General features: G+C 38.9%; 16 protein-coding genes and 1 other RNA gene. 1 reads left to right on the top strand and 16 read right to left on the bottom strand.

Features of this window, described 5'->3' with window-relative positions; translation table 11 throughout:
- Positions 1 to 6: 6 nt before the first annotated feature.
- From B9P78_RS00720 to B9P78_RS00795, 16 genes are all read right to left on the bottom strand, one after another.
- Complete coding sequence (locus B9P78_RS00720; RefSeq protein WP_094517687.1) at positions 7 to 411, bottom strand: ribonuclease HI family protein; 405 nt, start codon at positions 409 to 411, stop codon at positions 7 to 9.
- A gap of 21 nt (positions 412 to 432) precedes the next feature.
- A complete protein-coding gene (locus B9P78_RS00725) occupies positions 433 to 1,443 on the bottom strand; it encodes a hypothetical protein (RefSeq protein WP_094517688.1) in 1,011 nt (336 codons plus the stop codon).
- Between the two features lie 158 nt (positions 1,444 to 1,601).
- Entirely contained in the window at positions 1,602 to 2,390 is a 789-nt protein-coding gene (accA, locus tag B9P78_RS00730; protein ID WP_369824297.1) for a carboxyltransferase subunit alpha, read from the bottom strand.
- Positions 2,391 to 2,433: 43 nt separating this feature from the next.
- Positions 2,434 to 3,339: an acetyl-CoA carboxylase, carboxyltransferase subunit beta gene (gene accD, locus B9P78_RS00735; RefSeq protein WP_369824292.1), complete on the bottom strand. Its 906-nt coding sequence runs from the start codon at positions 3,337 to 3,339 to the stop codon at positions 2,434 to 2,436.
- 16 nt (positions 3,340 to 3,355) lie between these two features.
- The gene (gene accC / locus B9P78_RS00740) at positions 3,356 to 4,735 is read right to left on the bottom strand and encodes an acetyl-CoA carboxylase biotin carboxylase subunit (protein WP_094517691.1); all 1,380 of its coding nucleotides are present in this window, start codon (positions 4,733 to 4,735) and stop codon (positions 3,356 to 3,358) included.
- A 92-nt stretch (positions 4,736 to 4,827) separates the two neighbouring features.
- The gene (fabZ, locus tag B9P78_RS00745) at positions 4,828 to 5,262 is read right to left on the bottom strand and encodes a 3-hydroxyacyl-ACP dehydratase FabZ (RefSeq protein ID WP_369824293.1); all 435 of its coding nucleotides are present in this window, start codon (positions 5,260 to 5,262) and stop codon (positions 4,828 to 4,830) included.
- A gap of 17 nt (positions 5,263 to 5,279) precedes the next feature.
- Entirely contained in the window at positions 5,280 to 5,783 is a 504-nt protein-coding gene (accB, locus tag B9P78_RS00750) for an acetyl-CoA carboxylase biotin carboxyl carrier protein (protein ID WP_094517692.1), read from the bottom strand.
- 3 nt (positions 5,784 to 5,786) lie between these two features.
- Positions 5,787 to 7,028 carry a beta-ketoacyl-ACP synthase II gene (gene fabF / locus B9P78_RS00755; RefSeq protein WP_094517693.1) on the bottom strand — a complete coding sequence of 414 codons (1,242 nt, stop codon included), beginning with the start codon at positions 7,026 to 7,028 and terminating at the stop codon, positions 5,787 to 5,789.
- An 11-nt stretch (positions 7,029 to 7,039) separates the two neighbouring features.
- The gene (fabG, locus tag B9P78_RS00760) at positions 7,040 to 7,774 is read right to left on the bottom strand and encodes a 3-oxoacyl-[acyl-carrier-protein] reductase (RefSeq protein ID WP_369824298.1); all 735 of its coding nucleotides are present in this window, start codon (positions 7,772 to 7,774) and stop codon (positions 7,040 to 7,042) included.
- A 15-nt stretch (positions 7,775 to 7,789) separates the two neighbouring features.
- Positions 7,790 to 8,722 carry an ACP S-malonyltransferase gene (gene fabD / locus B9P78_RS00765; RefSeq protein ID WP_094517695.1) on the bottom strand — a complete coding sequence of 311 codons (933 nt, stop codon included), beginning with the start codon at positions 8,720 to 8,722 and terminating at the stop codon, positions 7,790 to 7,792.
- Positions 8,723 to 8,801: 79 nt separating this feature from the next.
- Positions 8,802 to 9,758, bottom strand: coding sequence for a nitronate monooxygenase (locus B9P78_RS00770; protein WP_094517696.1), 957 nt, complete (start codon positions 9,756 to 9,758; stop codon positions 8,802 to 8,804).
- A 47-nt stretch (positions 9,759 to 9,805) separates the two neighbouring features.
- Complete coding sequence (locus B9P78_RS00775; protein ID WP_094517697.1) at positions 9,806 to 10,033, bottom strand: acyl carrier protein; 228 nt, start codon at positions 10,031 to 10,033, stop codon at positions 9,806 to 9,808.
- A 449-nt stretch (positions 10,034 to 10,482) separates the two neighbouring features.
- A complete protein-coding gene (locus B9P78_RS00780; RefSeq protein WP_094517698.1) occupies positions 10,483 to 10,824 on the bottom strand; it encodes a DUF2187 domain-containing protein in 342 nt (113 codons plus the stop codon).
- Between the two features lie 101 nt (positions 10,825 to 10,925).
- Positions 10,926 to 11,630 (bottom strand): DNA alkylation repair protein, encoded by a 705-nt coding sequence (locus tag B9P78_RS00785; protein ID WP_094517699.1) that lies wholly within the window; start codon positions 11,628 to 11,630, stop codon positions 10,926 to 10,928.
- Positions 11,631 to 11,641: 11 nt separating this feature from the next.
- Positions 11,642 to 12,589: a nucleoside hydrolase gene (locus B9P78_RS00790; RefSeq protein ID WP_094517700.1), complete on the bottom strand. Its 948-nt coding sequence runs from the start codon at positions 12,587 to 12,589 to the stop codon at positions 11,642 to 11,644.
- Between the two features lie 115 nt (positions 12,590 to 12,704).
- Positions 12,705 to 12,932, bottom strand: coding sequence for a CsbD family protein (locus B9P78_RS00795; RefSeq protein ID WP_233487626.1), 228 nt, complete (start codon positions 12,930 to 12,932; stop codon positions 12,705 to 12,707).
- A gap of 153 nt (positions 12,933 to 13,085) precedes the next feature.
- On the opposite strand from B9P78_RS00795, the gene ssrA reads away from it, so the two are divergent.
- Positions 13,086 to 13,450, top strand: a transfer-messenger RNA (tmRNA) gene (gene ssrA, locus B9P78_RS00800).
- The last annotated feature ends 232 nt before the right edge of the window (positions 13,451 to 13,682 follow it).

Raw genomic sequence — 13,682 nt, forward strand, 5'->3', positions numbered from 1 at the left:
TACCAATCATTTATGTTTCGCTTCATGCATGGCTTGGCGTGCCAGATTATCAGCACCTCTATTCTCTCGATCAGGTACCCAATTCAGGGTAAACATGGAGAAATTATCCAAATGTTTGAGAATTTCCAGCAATAAAGATTTGTAGGGTTCTCGTTTATGATGTCTTTTATGGACGGCATCATATACAATTTTGGAATCGGTTTGGCAAATAATCATTTCATTCTCAAGCGATTCCTCTTCTAACACTGTCAAAAGATGTATGAGCGCTCGAAATTCCGCTTCATGATTTTCCATTTGGCCTTGCAGGACATGTTTTATTTGGCTTTGCTGACCGTTATTTATGATCACGATGCCTACACCAGCTGCACCAAATTGCCCATCGACTGAACCGTCTATTGCTATTCGTAACATCTACTCACCTATTCGTTCACTTTAATCAAAACTCGCAAAATTTTGCATATACTCATAGAACCAGTAATCGTAAATATCCTTCAGTACTTGATTTTCAATATGTTGCGGGTCCCCACTTTCCATTAGCTGTGTGAGTCCTTCTACTAAATCTTCTGCATCAATAGCACCTAACTCCTCAACAAAAGGATACATTACCGTATAAATATCATAAATATTTTCCATTAAATAGGCTACTCTATATGGTTCATGAACATAGACCTCTTCAACATATGAAACCAAATCTAAGAACCGTTGATTGGTTTCAATTTCAAATAAATCGTTTAAGCTTATCTCATGCGTTTCATCATAAATATCCTTCAAGGTAATCTTGCGTCCATCATGTTTATGCGCATGAATATATTGCAAAATTTCTGATTGAAAGACAAAATCACGGTCACGATTTAAAAACGACAGCAGTTTTTCAGCAGAAACATCATCTTCTAATTCTAAAAGGTGATTAATTTGTGCTTTCTCTAAAATCGTCAACGGCCGTTCAGTTAACAGCAACTTATCAAACAAGGTATGCAAACCATGAAGCGCCTCAACATTCGATTGCTCATCATCCGGATCTAATTCGATAGCTGCAATTTTAGACATCATTTCAGGGACTATAATTACTTGCATGATTGGTGATAATATCCCATGTTGCGGCAAACTTAATTTAATTTGACCTTGAAGTACTTTTTGAATGAATTGATAAAATTCTTTCCATGGCACTTCAGCTTCTACATCAATAATGTCGGGGTCCGCCATGACTCTTTCCCCATAAACTTCAATTAATAAAGCAAAAATATCCACTAAATCCGTTTCTAATTCTTCTTCATATAAAACGCCAATCGTGTAATTACGGAAGTCGACAACACTTTTGCGTTTTCTTCGCGCAACTAATAGCATTTTCAAGGATTCGGTCATATTGCCTTGCTTCATTAATTGAATACTTTCTTCTACATCTAATTTAAATGACCTTTCAAAATCATTATCTTGATTCATCATATTAATCCTCTTATTTTTCATTTATAAATTTTTGACTAAAACAGCGTCCTAGTACATTTTACATATGCTAATCCTATCATATCTACGAAAAGATTCAATTCTTAGCCACGCAAAAAAGCGACCAAATCATAAAATTTAGTCACTTTCAGCTTATTTCATTAAAATTGTTGGAATCTAGCTTCTTTTGCCGCTAATAATGTATCAGCGCTCATTGCTTCTTGAACCTCAATTTCTGTCAATAGCATATCTTTGATCATAATTGCTAATTCATCATGGCTCAAGGCGCGATTACCATAATTTTCAGGAATAATTTGATCTATCACCTTGAAATCAAGCAAATCTGGGGCTGTAAATTTCATATATTCCGCAGCTTCGGGCACACGGCTTGGGTCTTTCCACAAAATCGTAGCAAAACCTTCTGGTGATAATACAGAATACATCGCATTTTCCAACATCCATACCTTATTGGCAACAGCCAAAGCTAGCGCACCACCAGAACCCCCTTCACCCATCAAGATCGTAATTGTAGGTACGGTTAATCCTGCCATAGTCTGCATAGATTCAGCAATCGCTTGTCCTATCCCACGGTCTTCTGCTTCTACATCACAAAAAGCGCCTGACGTATTCACAATTGTAATAACGGGACGGCGAAATTTTTCCGCCTGCTGGAACAAACGTATCGCTTTACGGTAGCCTTCTGCATGGGGTGAGCCAAAATTACGTTGGATATTCTCTTGAACGGTATGTCCTTTTTCTGTGCCCACGATGGTTACAGACTTACCATTAATCATACCTACACCACCTATAATGGCGCCATCATCACCGTAACGACGATCCCCATGCATTTCATAGAATACATCACAGACAAGTTTCGCTAATTCAGATGTTGTTAAACGGTGGATATCGCGTGAAGCAGTTACCACATCAGCTGGTACTTTTCTCTTCATATTTGCATTCGGTGACGCAACAAGTTTCGACAGTTTTTCTGCTTTAATTTTCAAAATGTCTCGCCCCTTTTCTCACACCGTGCAATTGCATCAACTCTGCAATGACGACTTTTTGTTTCCATCGCTCCACAATCATATCAATAAAACCATGATGCAATTGATGTTCTGCCGTTTGAAAACCTTCTGGTAATTGTTGGCGTATCGTCTGTTCAATTACGCGCTTCCCGGCAAAACCAATGAGCGCACCTGGTTCTGCAATAGTAATATCACCCTCCATTGCGAAGGAAGCTGTCACACCACCCGTTGTTGGATCAGTCAACACTGGTATATATAATAAACCAGCTTGGCTATGTTTTTGAACAGCAATCGATACTTTAGCCATCTGCATTAATGACAAGGTACCTTCTTGCATCCGAGCGCCACCAGAAGCCGTAAAAATAACAACTGGTAAGCCGTGTTCAGTGGCATAGGTAAAAAGGGCTGCTACTTTTTTACCAAGTCCAGTACCCATAGATCCCATCATAAAGAAAGAATCCATCACCCCTATTGCAGTACGATAACCAAAAATTTCACCGACACCTGTCACCACTGCCTCATCTAGACCTGTGTTCGTTCTCGCCTTAGCCTTTTTTTCAGCATAGCTAGGAAAATTTAAGGGGTCCGATTCCTTTTCTGTTTCTTTTAATTGAAACATTTCAACGAAGGTGCCCTTATCAATGATATTCGCTAATCGCTCGCTTGATGAGATACGGAAATGGTACTGACAATGTGGACAAATCTTCTCCGCACCTAAATCATCCGTTAAAATTGTTTGGTGACATTGTGGGCATTTCTGCCACATACCATCCGGTACAAAGGCTTGATTATTTGGATCCTTTGGCAATTTCTGTTTGCTTTGATCGTCCTCTTGCATAGGAATGTATGCTTTTCTGCGTTTTAATCCCATCATTCATCTTCTTTCTTACTTACTTTGTAACTGTTTGATGATCCTGTAACCAATTTGGTAAGAAATTCGTTTCCAGATAATCATTTGTATAATTTCCTTTTAAGAATGCCTCATCAAATAATAAGTCATACTGGAATTGTTGATTAGTAGCGATACCAGTAATTGTCATTTCAGAAACCGCACGTAGCATTCGATTAATCGCTTGTGCTCGATTATCTCCATGTGTAATTAATTTTGCGACCATTGAATCATAATAAGGTGGCAACTTGTACCCAGCATAAATAGCTGAATCTACACGAATGCCTAATCCTCCAGCAGGAAAATGAGCAGTATCAAAAGAGCCTGAAGCAGGCATAAAGTTTTTTTCTGGCATTTCAGCATTAATACGACACTCTAATGCATGACCGCTAAATTGAATGTCTGCTTGTTCGTAGGATAAAGGTAATCCCGATGCCACGCGCAACTGCTCTGCTACGATATCCACACCTGTCACCATCTCTGTAATCGGATGCTCCACCTGAATCCGCGTATTCATTTCCATGAAATAATAATTTTGATCATTATCAACTAAAAATTCAATGGTGCCCGCTGATTCATATTGTAATTGTTCTGCAGCGCGGACAGCTGCTTGCGTAACCTTCATTCGTGTCGCTTCTGAAATAAAGGGACTTGGTGTCTCTTCAATGACCTTTTGATGATTTCGCTGCATTGAACATTCCCGTTCTCCTAAATGAATCACATGCCCGAACTTATCGCCCAAGACTTGCACTTCAATATGATGAGCAGGATGAATAACCTTCTCCATGTATAGACGGTTATCACCAAAGGCGTTCTGAGCCTCACGAGAAGCCTCGTAGTAGGCATCTATGAACTGATCTTCATCGTAGACCATCCGCATACCCTTACCACCACCACCAGCAGTTGCTTTCAGTAAAACCGGGTAGCCAACTTTTTTTGCTTGGGCAATACCTGATTCAGGATTTTCCAAAATACCATCTGAACCAGGTACCGTTTGCACATGTGCTTTTTTCATGGTGTCTCTCGCATTTTGTTTGTCCCCCATCAAATCAATCACTTCTGGGCTTGGACCGATAAATTCAATATTCATTTCTTTGCAAAGGCGTGCAAATTTACTATTTTCCGCCAAAAAACCAAAACCTGGGTGAATTGCTTGTACATTCGTCACCACTGCAGCTGATAGAATAGACTGCATATTTAGATAAGAATCAGCTGATTTTGGGCCACCAATACATACAGCTTCATCAGCCAGTTTCACATGTAAGGCATCCTTATCAGCCGCTGAATAAACAGCTACCGTTTCAATCCCCAGCTCAATACATGTACGAATAATGCGAACAGCAATTTCTCCTCGATTCGCAATTAATACTTTCTTAATCATCAAATACCTCTTATTCTATTAGACATGACCAAAGATGGTCATACATGCTTTGGCTTAATCGATTTTATCTACTTCTGAAATGATGAATGTCATCAAAGCTTCCGAACACACTTCTCCATACTCATTACGTATCGTACCTTTACCGATACCCATGCGTTTTTCAATTTCACAATCTCAACCGTAACTTCAAGCACATCACCTGGCACAATATTTTTACGGAATTTCACTTCATCCAAACCAGCCAAATAAGCGATTTTATTTTTGAAATCTGGTTGTGATAGCAATGGAATTGAACCAACTTGGGCCATTGTTTCTACTTGTAATACACCTGGCATAACTGGATTACCGGGAAAATGACCGACAAAGTATTCTTCATTGATAGTGACATTCTTACGAGCAACTACTTTCTCACCCGGAATAATTTCATCAACACGGTCAACGAATGAAATTGGAAAACGGTTTGGGATAATTTCTTGCACTTGCATTGCTGTTAATACGGGTTCTTTTTTCTCAGCATAATTTGTCATTGATATACTCCTTCAACTTAACTTTCTGTCAATTCAAATAATGGTTGGTCAAACTCAACAATTTGGCCATCACTTACCAAAATTTTAGAAATTACACCCGCACTCGTGGCTGGAATTTCATTCATGACTTTCATCGCTTCAACAATACAAACTGTTTCGCCCGCCTCAACACGGTCCCCAACGGATTTAAATGCTGGTTGTTCTGGATCTTTCGCTAAATATACAACACCCACTAATGGACTATTGATCGTTTGAACATTAGCGTTAGTGGCATTTTCATCCTCAGAAACAGCATTTACTTCTGGCGCTACAGCTGGTGTTGGTGTCGATGCATGAACACTTTCTGCTGAAACAACAGGGTTGCTTTCCATTTCTTGACCAGCTACATAGCTAGGCTCTGCTTGTTTATGATCTTTAATTTTTGAAATATATACATCATCTGTTTGGGTTTTAATTGAAAATTCTTGAATCGATGATTGATCGATTTGATCAATTAAAGCTTGAATTTCTTCGTGTTTCAAAGCTTATTCACCAACCTTTTTAAAGGCAATAACTGTATTATGACCACCAAAACCTAAGGTATTTGAAATGGCTACATTTACTTCTTGTTGACGTCCAACATTTGGCACTATATCTAAATCACATGCTGGGTCAGCATTTTTGAAACCTAGTGTTGCCGGGATAAATGAGTCATGGATAGCTAGGATACTAGCCACAGCTTCAACTGCACCGGCAGCACCTAATAAGTGACCAACAGCTGATTTTGTTGAAGAAACAGGGATTTTATACGCTAAGTCTTCACCAAAGGCACGCTTAATGGCAACAGTTTCTGAAGAATCATTCGCTGGTGTACCAGTACCATGCGCGTTAATGTATGATACTTCTTCTTTAGCAATGCCACCTTCTTCTAAGGCAAGTAACATAGCTTTTGCAGCACCTGATCCGTCAGCAGAAGGTTGCGTTAAATGGTAGGCATCTGAGGTAGCACCATAGCCAACAATTTCCGCATAAATTTTCGCGCCACGTGCTAATGCACCTTCAAGCGATTCTAATACTAAAATCCCTGCACCTTCACCCATCACAAAACCATTACGATCTTGGTCAAAAGGAATAGATGCACGGTCTGGATCAGTCGCTTCACTTGTTGCGGTAAGGTTATCAAAACCACCCAATCCAATTTCATTAATGGCACCTTCAGCACCACCTGCAAGCATCACATCAGCATAGCCGTGTTTGATGTAGCGGAAGGCTTCACCAATGGCATTATTTGCAGAAGCACAGGCTGTAACCATAGTTAAGGCCGGACCTTTTAACCCAAAATGCATTGAAATATTAGCTGCACCCATGTTAGAAATAGATACAGGTACAAATAAAGGATTTACCCGCTTAATGCCTTTATCCATCATTTTAATCACGCCTGTTTGAATTTCTTGAATACCACCAATACCGGTTCCTAGGTATACCCCAATCCGGTCTACATCTGCTTGACTTAAATCTAAACCAGCATCCGCTACAGCTTCTCCAGCAGCTGCAACTGCGTATTGGCTATATGGATCCATACGTTTTGCTTCTTTACGATCCATATAATCCTTCGCATTAAAATTTTTCACTTCGGCAGCTAAATTTGTATTTAATTCGCTAGCATCAAATTTTGTGATTGGGCCAATGCCGTGGATACCTGCTTTTAAATTTGCCCAAAATGTTTTGACATCATTTCCAATAGGTGTGATTGCACCCATACCTGTTACGACTACACGTCTTGTCATTGTATTGCCTCCTAATTCATGTATAAGCCACCATTAACATCAAGCGTTGTACCCGTGATATAGCTTTGTGTTGCTAAAAAATACACGGCTTCTGCAATGTCAGATGGTTGCCCTAGTTTACTTAATGGAATATTTTCGAGCATTGCTGTCTTTGCCTTCTCAGGCATTTCCTCGGTCATATCTGTTTCAATATAACCTGGGGCAACTGCATTCACAGTGATACCGCGCATACCTAATTCACGTGCTGCAGACTTCGTTAAACCTAACATTCCAGCTTTTGATGCAGCATAGTTCGCTTGTCCAACATTACCCATTTCGCCAACAACTGACGCAATGTTGATGATGGCTCCCGTTCTTTGTTTCATCATCAGTTTAGAGGCTGCTTGAATAAAATTAAAAGTACCCTTTAAATTGATGTCGATAACTGCATCAAAATCACTTTCTTTCATGCGCATTAGTAACGTGTCGCGAGTGATCCCAGCATTATTAACTAAAACATTTAAGTTTTTGAAATCATTCTTTACAAGGTCCATAATTTCCTTAGCAAAAGAAAAATCTGTCACGTCCCCTTTGAAGTCGCGAACTTCAATGCCATATGCTGCTAAAGCATCTAAATGTTCTGGTGTAGAACCAGAGCGAGATAGAATAATGATATGGTAGCCATTTGCAGCAAATTTATGGGCAACGGCTGCACCAATACCACGACTACCGCCAGTAATCAAGGCTGTCTTTGCTTGTGTATCTATTTGTTCAGTCATTGTCTATCCTTTCAAACCTGTGATGGTTGCTTGTAGTGTTTCCTCATCTTCCACCCGAAAAACGCGGATATCCTTATTTATTTGCTTCATAAATGAAGATAGGGTCTTACCTGGACCTATTTCGATAACAGTATCTACGCCTTGGGCAATTAGATATTCAATTGAATCAGACCATTTAACCGGCTGCATCACTTGTTCCACTAATAAATCCTTAATATGTCCATTTTCATGTGGTTGTGCTGTTGTATTCGATATCACAGGCATTTGTTGGTCACTAAATGTCACATTATCTAGGTAATCATCTAATTGATGAGAAGCTTCCGCTAGTAATTCTGTATGGAATGGACCAGATACATTAAGGGTAACCATTTTCTTAGCACCATTTTCGGCTAAACGAGCGACTGCTTCGTCGACTGCTTGGGTATAACCACCAATCACGATTTGCTTGGGTGTATTGTAATTAGCTGGCGCCACATATTTACCCAAATCGCGTGATACTTGTAGACAAATATCTTCGATGATTTTACGGTCCATTTTCATGACCGCAACCATTTTTCCAACACCTGCTGGAACGGCTGCTTGCATAAATCGCCCACGATGGCTTACAACGTCGATGGCGTCATCAAAAGTAAGCACACCACTTGCAACAAGGGCTGAATACTCACCTAAACTCAACCCGGCTACATAATCTGCTTTAATATTCTCTGCTTCTAATAAAGCACTAAATGCAGTTGAAACCGTTAGAATCGCTGGTTGTGTATATTCTGTTTGATGGATCTTGTCCTCATCTTCAAAACACAGGGCTTTCATGTCATAACCCAAAATAGCTGAAGCACGATCGAAATAGGTAATTAATTCTGGATGGTGATGCAGTATATCTTGTCCCATACCTTTGTATTGGGCACCTTGTCCAGCATATAAAAATGCAATCGTCATAACATTCTCCTTAGATTAGAAAAGCAGTGAAAGGTATTCACCATCTCACTGCTCCACTATGTTCATTAAATTCTTAGCATCATAGCCATTCACTTGCTTGAGCAGCAATTGTTTCTTTACATACAGTCATATATGATTCAATGATTTCTGATACTGATTCACGCGTATCAATTAAACCAGCAATTTGACCAGCCATAAATGAGCCTGTATCAAGATTTCCTTCGACTACAGCCCGACGTAAAGCACCCGTACCAATTGCTTCTAATCGATTCCAATCTGGATTTTCCTTACTTGCTTCTTCTTTTTCCACTCGTAAGTATTCCTTAGTCAATTTATTACGTAATACACGTACCGGATGCCCGGTTGTTTCACCAGTTAATACGGTGTCAATATCTTTGGCCTTTAAAATACGATCTTTAAAGTTATCATGTGCATTAGATTCGTGGGCAACGACGAAGCGTGTACCAACCTGAATGCCAATTGCGCCAAGCATAAACGCTGCCGCCATACCACGACCATCTCCAATACCACCTGCTGCAATTACCGGAATATTTAATTCCTTTGTCACTTGAGGTACTAATGCCATCGTTGTTTGTTTTCCAACATGGCCACCTGATTCCATACCTTCGACAATCACAGCATGAACGCCCTCGCGTTCCATCCGTTTGGCTAAACCAACGGAAGCTACCACAGGAATGACTGAAATGCCTGCCGCATTAAATTGATCCATGTATTTACCTGGCGAACCAGCACCAGTTGTGATGATTTTTACACCAGACTGGCAAATATAAGCAACAACTTCTTCCACATGTTCGTTTAACAACATGACGTTAACAGCAAAAGGCTTATCAGTCAGTTCTTGCATTCTTTCAACTTTAGCACGCACCACTTCAACCGAATCATGTCCGGTTCCAATAACGCCAAGACCGCCAGCATTGGAAACAGCCGATGCCAAATCAGCATCAGCAACCCATGCCATTGCGCCTTGGATAATTGGATAGGTAACGCCTATTCGTTCCCAAAAATCAGTTTTCACTTAAGGATTACTTCCTCTCTTAATCGACCAGTAGTATCGGACTAGAATTAGTCTTTATTAGCTTCTACATAGTCAACTAAATCTTGAACAGTATTGATTTTTTCTTCGTCTTCGATTTCGATGTCAAATTCATCTTCAATATCGTTGATGATTTGGAATAAGTCTAAAGAATCTGCATCGATATCTTCACGAATATTGGTGGTTGCTTTCACTTCACCAGCTTCTAAATCTAATTGTTCAGTGATTAGTTCTTGGATTTTTTCTAAAGTAGTCATTAATATTTTCCTCCATAATTTAGCTAAATCATGTAAAGGCACTCCCTATAGAAGTTACTAGTTATCTTTACAATGATTAAACTTTGTTTTCATTGACATCGTTTGTAGTCAATAACGAGATATTAAATTATATAAGTAACTTTGTCAACTAGTTATTAAAACTAGATTACTGTAAAAAAATAAGCAAGCTTATGAAAACGGCTTGAAGACTAGCAAAATGGCTATGTGAAAATGAAAGATGAGCGGTTTTCAAAAATACAAATATTGTACAAAGTTTTATCTGAATAACTTAATAAAACTTTCACCAAGAAAAAAGAGCCTGGAAAATATCTTTCCACGCTCCACGTATTTTGTTTGATTACATTATTGTGCACAAGATTAAATTGATTGGCATCGTGTGCCTCATTATCTTGCTATATGAAAAATAAATATTGCTTGAAACGAATCTATTAAGAAGGCACCTTAACATACTCATCAATATCTTTAAAATTTACAATTGTCTTAGATTCGCAAATTTCGCGCATCTCTTCATCAGAATATTCCCAATAAATCTTAACAACTGCTGAGTTTGTTAATAATTTTTCTATTTGTCCGACCATTTTTCTATCACGGAAAGTAAAACGAATCTCATCTCCGACGTCTGGTCGTACGGAATCTTTCACAACATTAATAACTTCAACTGCTTCATCGTAGGGTAAATCTAATAGCGATGCAATCCGCGATTTACTGGTACCACGACGTAATTCAGTTCCGACAAGTACTTGCATTTCATCTGTGACTTTAATACTCATATATAGCCTCCTAGTTATCCATGCGCCTTCTATTTCTTATTATACCATATTTTGTATGTTAATTAAACTTTAACGCTTTGGACCCCTATATATGGAAATTATCACCCTTTTTCAATAGCAAAATGCTTGCTAGCTTCTCTCCAAGTTAAATTGGAGAGCTGTTTCTCATGGCTTTTTAAGAAGCTAGCAACCCATGCTTGATTTGTTTTTACATAATCACGCAAAATCCAACCCATTCCCTTATCGACAAAAAATTCATTTGTACCGAGGCAATTTTCACAGGTTACCGCTAATAGTAATGTATCTGTCTGATCTTTCATACCCAATTGATGAATCATAGCAGTACGCTTTAACCAGATATTATCTGCTTTACTCCAATTGACCATCTCAGCTCTTAATTCAGGATATTTGTGCACTAGATGACCAATCGTCTTTACCAAAGAATCTACCGAATCCCACCACGATTTACTGGTAATAAGTACTTTTAATTTGGGTAAGTCTTCCGCTAATAAGTAGATTTTCATTGCTGCCAGATAATCGCATACGATATATTGAAATTCCCGTTCACCTAAGGCCCAAGTATGTTCAACAAATTGCCAATCAATCATTGGCAAATCTGAATTTGCTTGGTACTGATTTTTGGCTTGTTCTTTGGCTGCTTTCAAGTAAGGTTTTAAAATCTCACGTCGATCCTGGCTCCGAATACCTAAAAACGGGAACTGATTTCGCTGATATTTTGCCATTGCGGCAGCATCCGGCGTTGCATTGGCATACAACTCTTGAATCAGAGCTTGTGCATTTTCCATTTGTCAGCTCCTTATCTCATACCTGCAAGCAGATCTTTAAGGGCATTTTTAAAGGCTTGGCTATCAATACGCTCGATGACACGGCAGTTTGGTGTGCGTTTAAATTCCTCTTCCCAGTCTACAATATTGTAGCCGCGGGCAAATTGCCCTTGTGTCTCCACATCGACATAGTAGTTGGTGGCTTGAAGAGTTAGTTCTGGTAAGGCAGCCACAGCGGTCAATAATGAGTCTGTACAGGTTATGCCATCAATACCCCTTTTGGCTAATTCAAAGGCACGGACAAACATGTTGATGTCTAAGAAAAATTTCGAACCTTTTGTTTGAATTGCCTGAATTTCTTCGATATCTTCTTCGTAAATGACACCAAAATCTAAGCTGGCATCCCATGTTACCATCGTCTTTTCAGTGGATGCATTGAGTACAATACGTGCTGCTTCTGGATCAACGTAAAAGTTGTATTCAGCAGAAACGTTCATGTTACCGAGCCGGTTGTTAACCCCTCCCATAATCCATATATGCTTGATATCTTTAGCAATTTCAGGCGCTTTCTTAATTGCCATAGCAATATTTGTTAGGGGTGCTAATGCGATTAATTCAATCTCTCCAGGATTTGCCTTCACTGTTTCAATAATAAAATCAATAGCATGTTGCTCCTCAGGTTTTTGTTGCGGTTTTGGAAAAACAGCATCCCCCATGCCATTACCACCCTGAATTTCTTCCACAGTATCATGCACTTCATTTGGTAGTGCAATCATTGGACTTTGGTACCCTTTATACACAGGCACCTTGTAATCAGGGTTGAATGTTTCAATCGTTGTTAGCGCATTATCTACCTCTTGATCAAACGCAACATTACCCGCGACTATCGTGATACCTTCCACTTTAAAATGTTTTAATGCCATCAAGATGGCGGTAGTATCATCGCCAGCTGTATCTGAATCTATTATTACTCTTCTCACAGAAATTCCTCCAAATGTCGTTTTCTTTATTATACCTTAGAAACTAAAACACCCAAAATACAAAAAAGTGATGGCCGCATATGACGACCATCACTTCTCTTAATTTATTTGATAATTATTTTTCTTCGTCTTTGTTCGTAAAGCCATCTAAACGACCTTGCGCATCATCTTTAGCATCGTTAAATGCATTTTTGGCTTGATTTACTTTTTCTTCAACTTCGCCACGTGCTTGTTGACCTTTGCCTTTACCTTCTAACTCTTTGTCTCCAGTAATTTTACCAACAGTTTCGTTAATTGAACCTTTGATTTTATCAAAAGTACCGTTATTTTCATTTGACATCATATCAACCTCTTTTTTAATTTATAGTGTATATATAGTATACCATATATCTTGTAGAAGACTAATGATAGCCCTTGCATATACCCTGTTATGCCAAAGAGCAAGCTTTATTTGACCCATATTCACAAAATATGTTATAATAATGGGTACATTCACGGGGGTGTTATTGGATTCGACAGGCATGGCCCGGTGTATGACTACTGCTCGGAGGTTACGTCTTCGTATCAACGTTCACAGTTTAAATATAACTGACAAACAACAAACAAACACTTTAGCTTTCGCTGCCTAATAACAGCTAGCTAAGATTCGCCCGGCGTCACCTATGCGCTGGTTCCGAGTCCTATTATAGTAGGTTACGTTCTAAGCTTCCGTCTGGAGTAAGGAAAAGAGAATAATCAGACTAGCAATCTAAGTGGTTTGTAGATTCACCCCTAGTGCGCAAATTTAAGAATCAACTATAGTGGTAAACGTTGTGCAATCGGAGTGTTTGGACAGGGGTTCAAATCCCCTCACCTCCATTCTATAGATTAATAGCTTTTAACAACCTTTATTGTTATCACTGTTTCATTCAGTTTCATAAAAGTATTGGTGAAAGTATTCGTCTATTAACAAAAACATGTGGGTACATGATTAGGGGTGTTTATCTTATGATAGACACCTCTTTTTTATATCATTATCATCACTGTTTTGATTAAAAAGTATGTAAAATTGTATGTAAAATTTTTGAACACTCTGATTCATTTTAGAATTAAT

The sequence above is a fragment of the Aerococcus sp. 1KP-2016 genome (assembly GCF_002252085.1).
Classification (GTDB): domain Bacteria; phylum Bacillota; class Bacilli; order Lactobacillales; family Aerococcaceae; genus Aerococcus.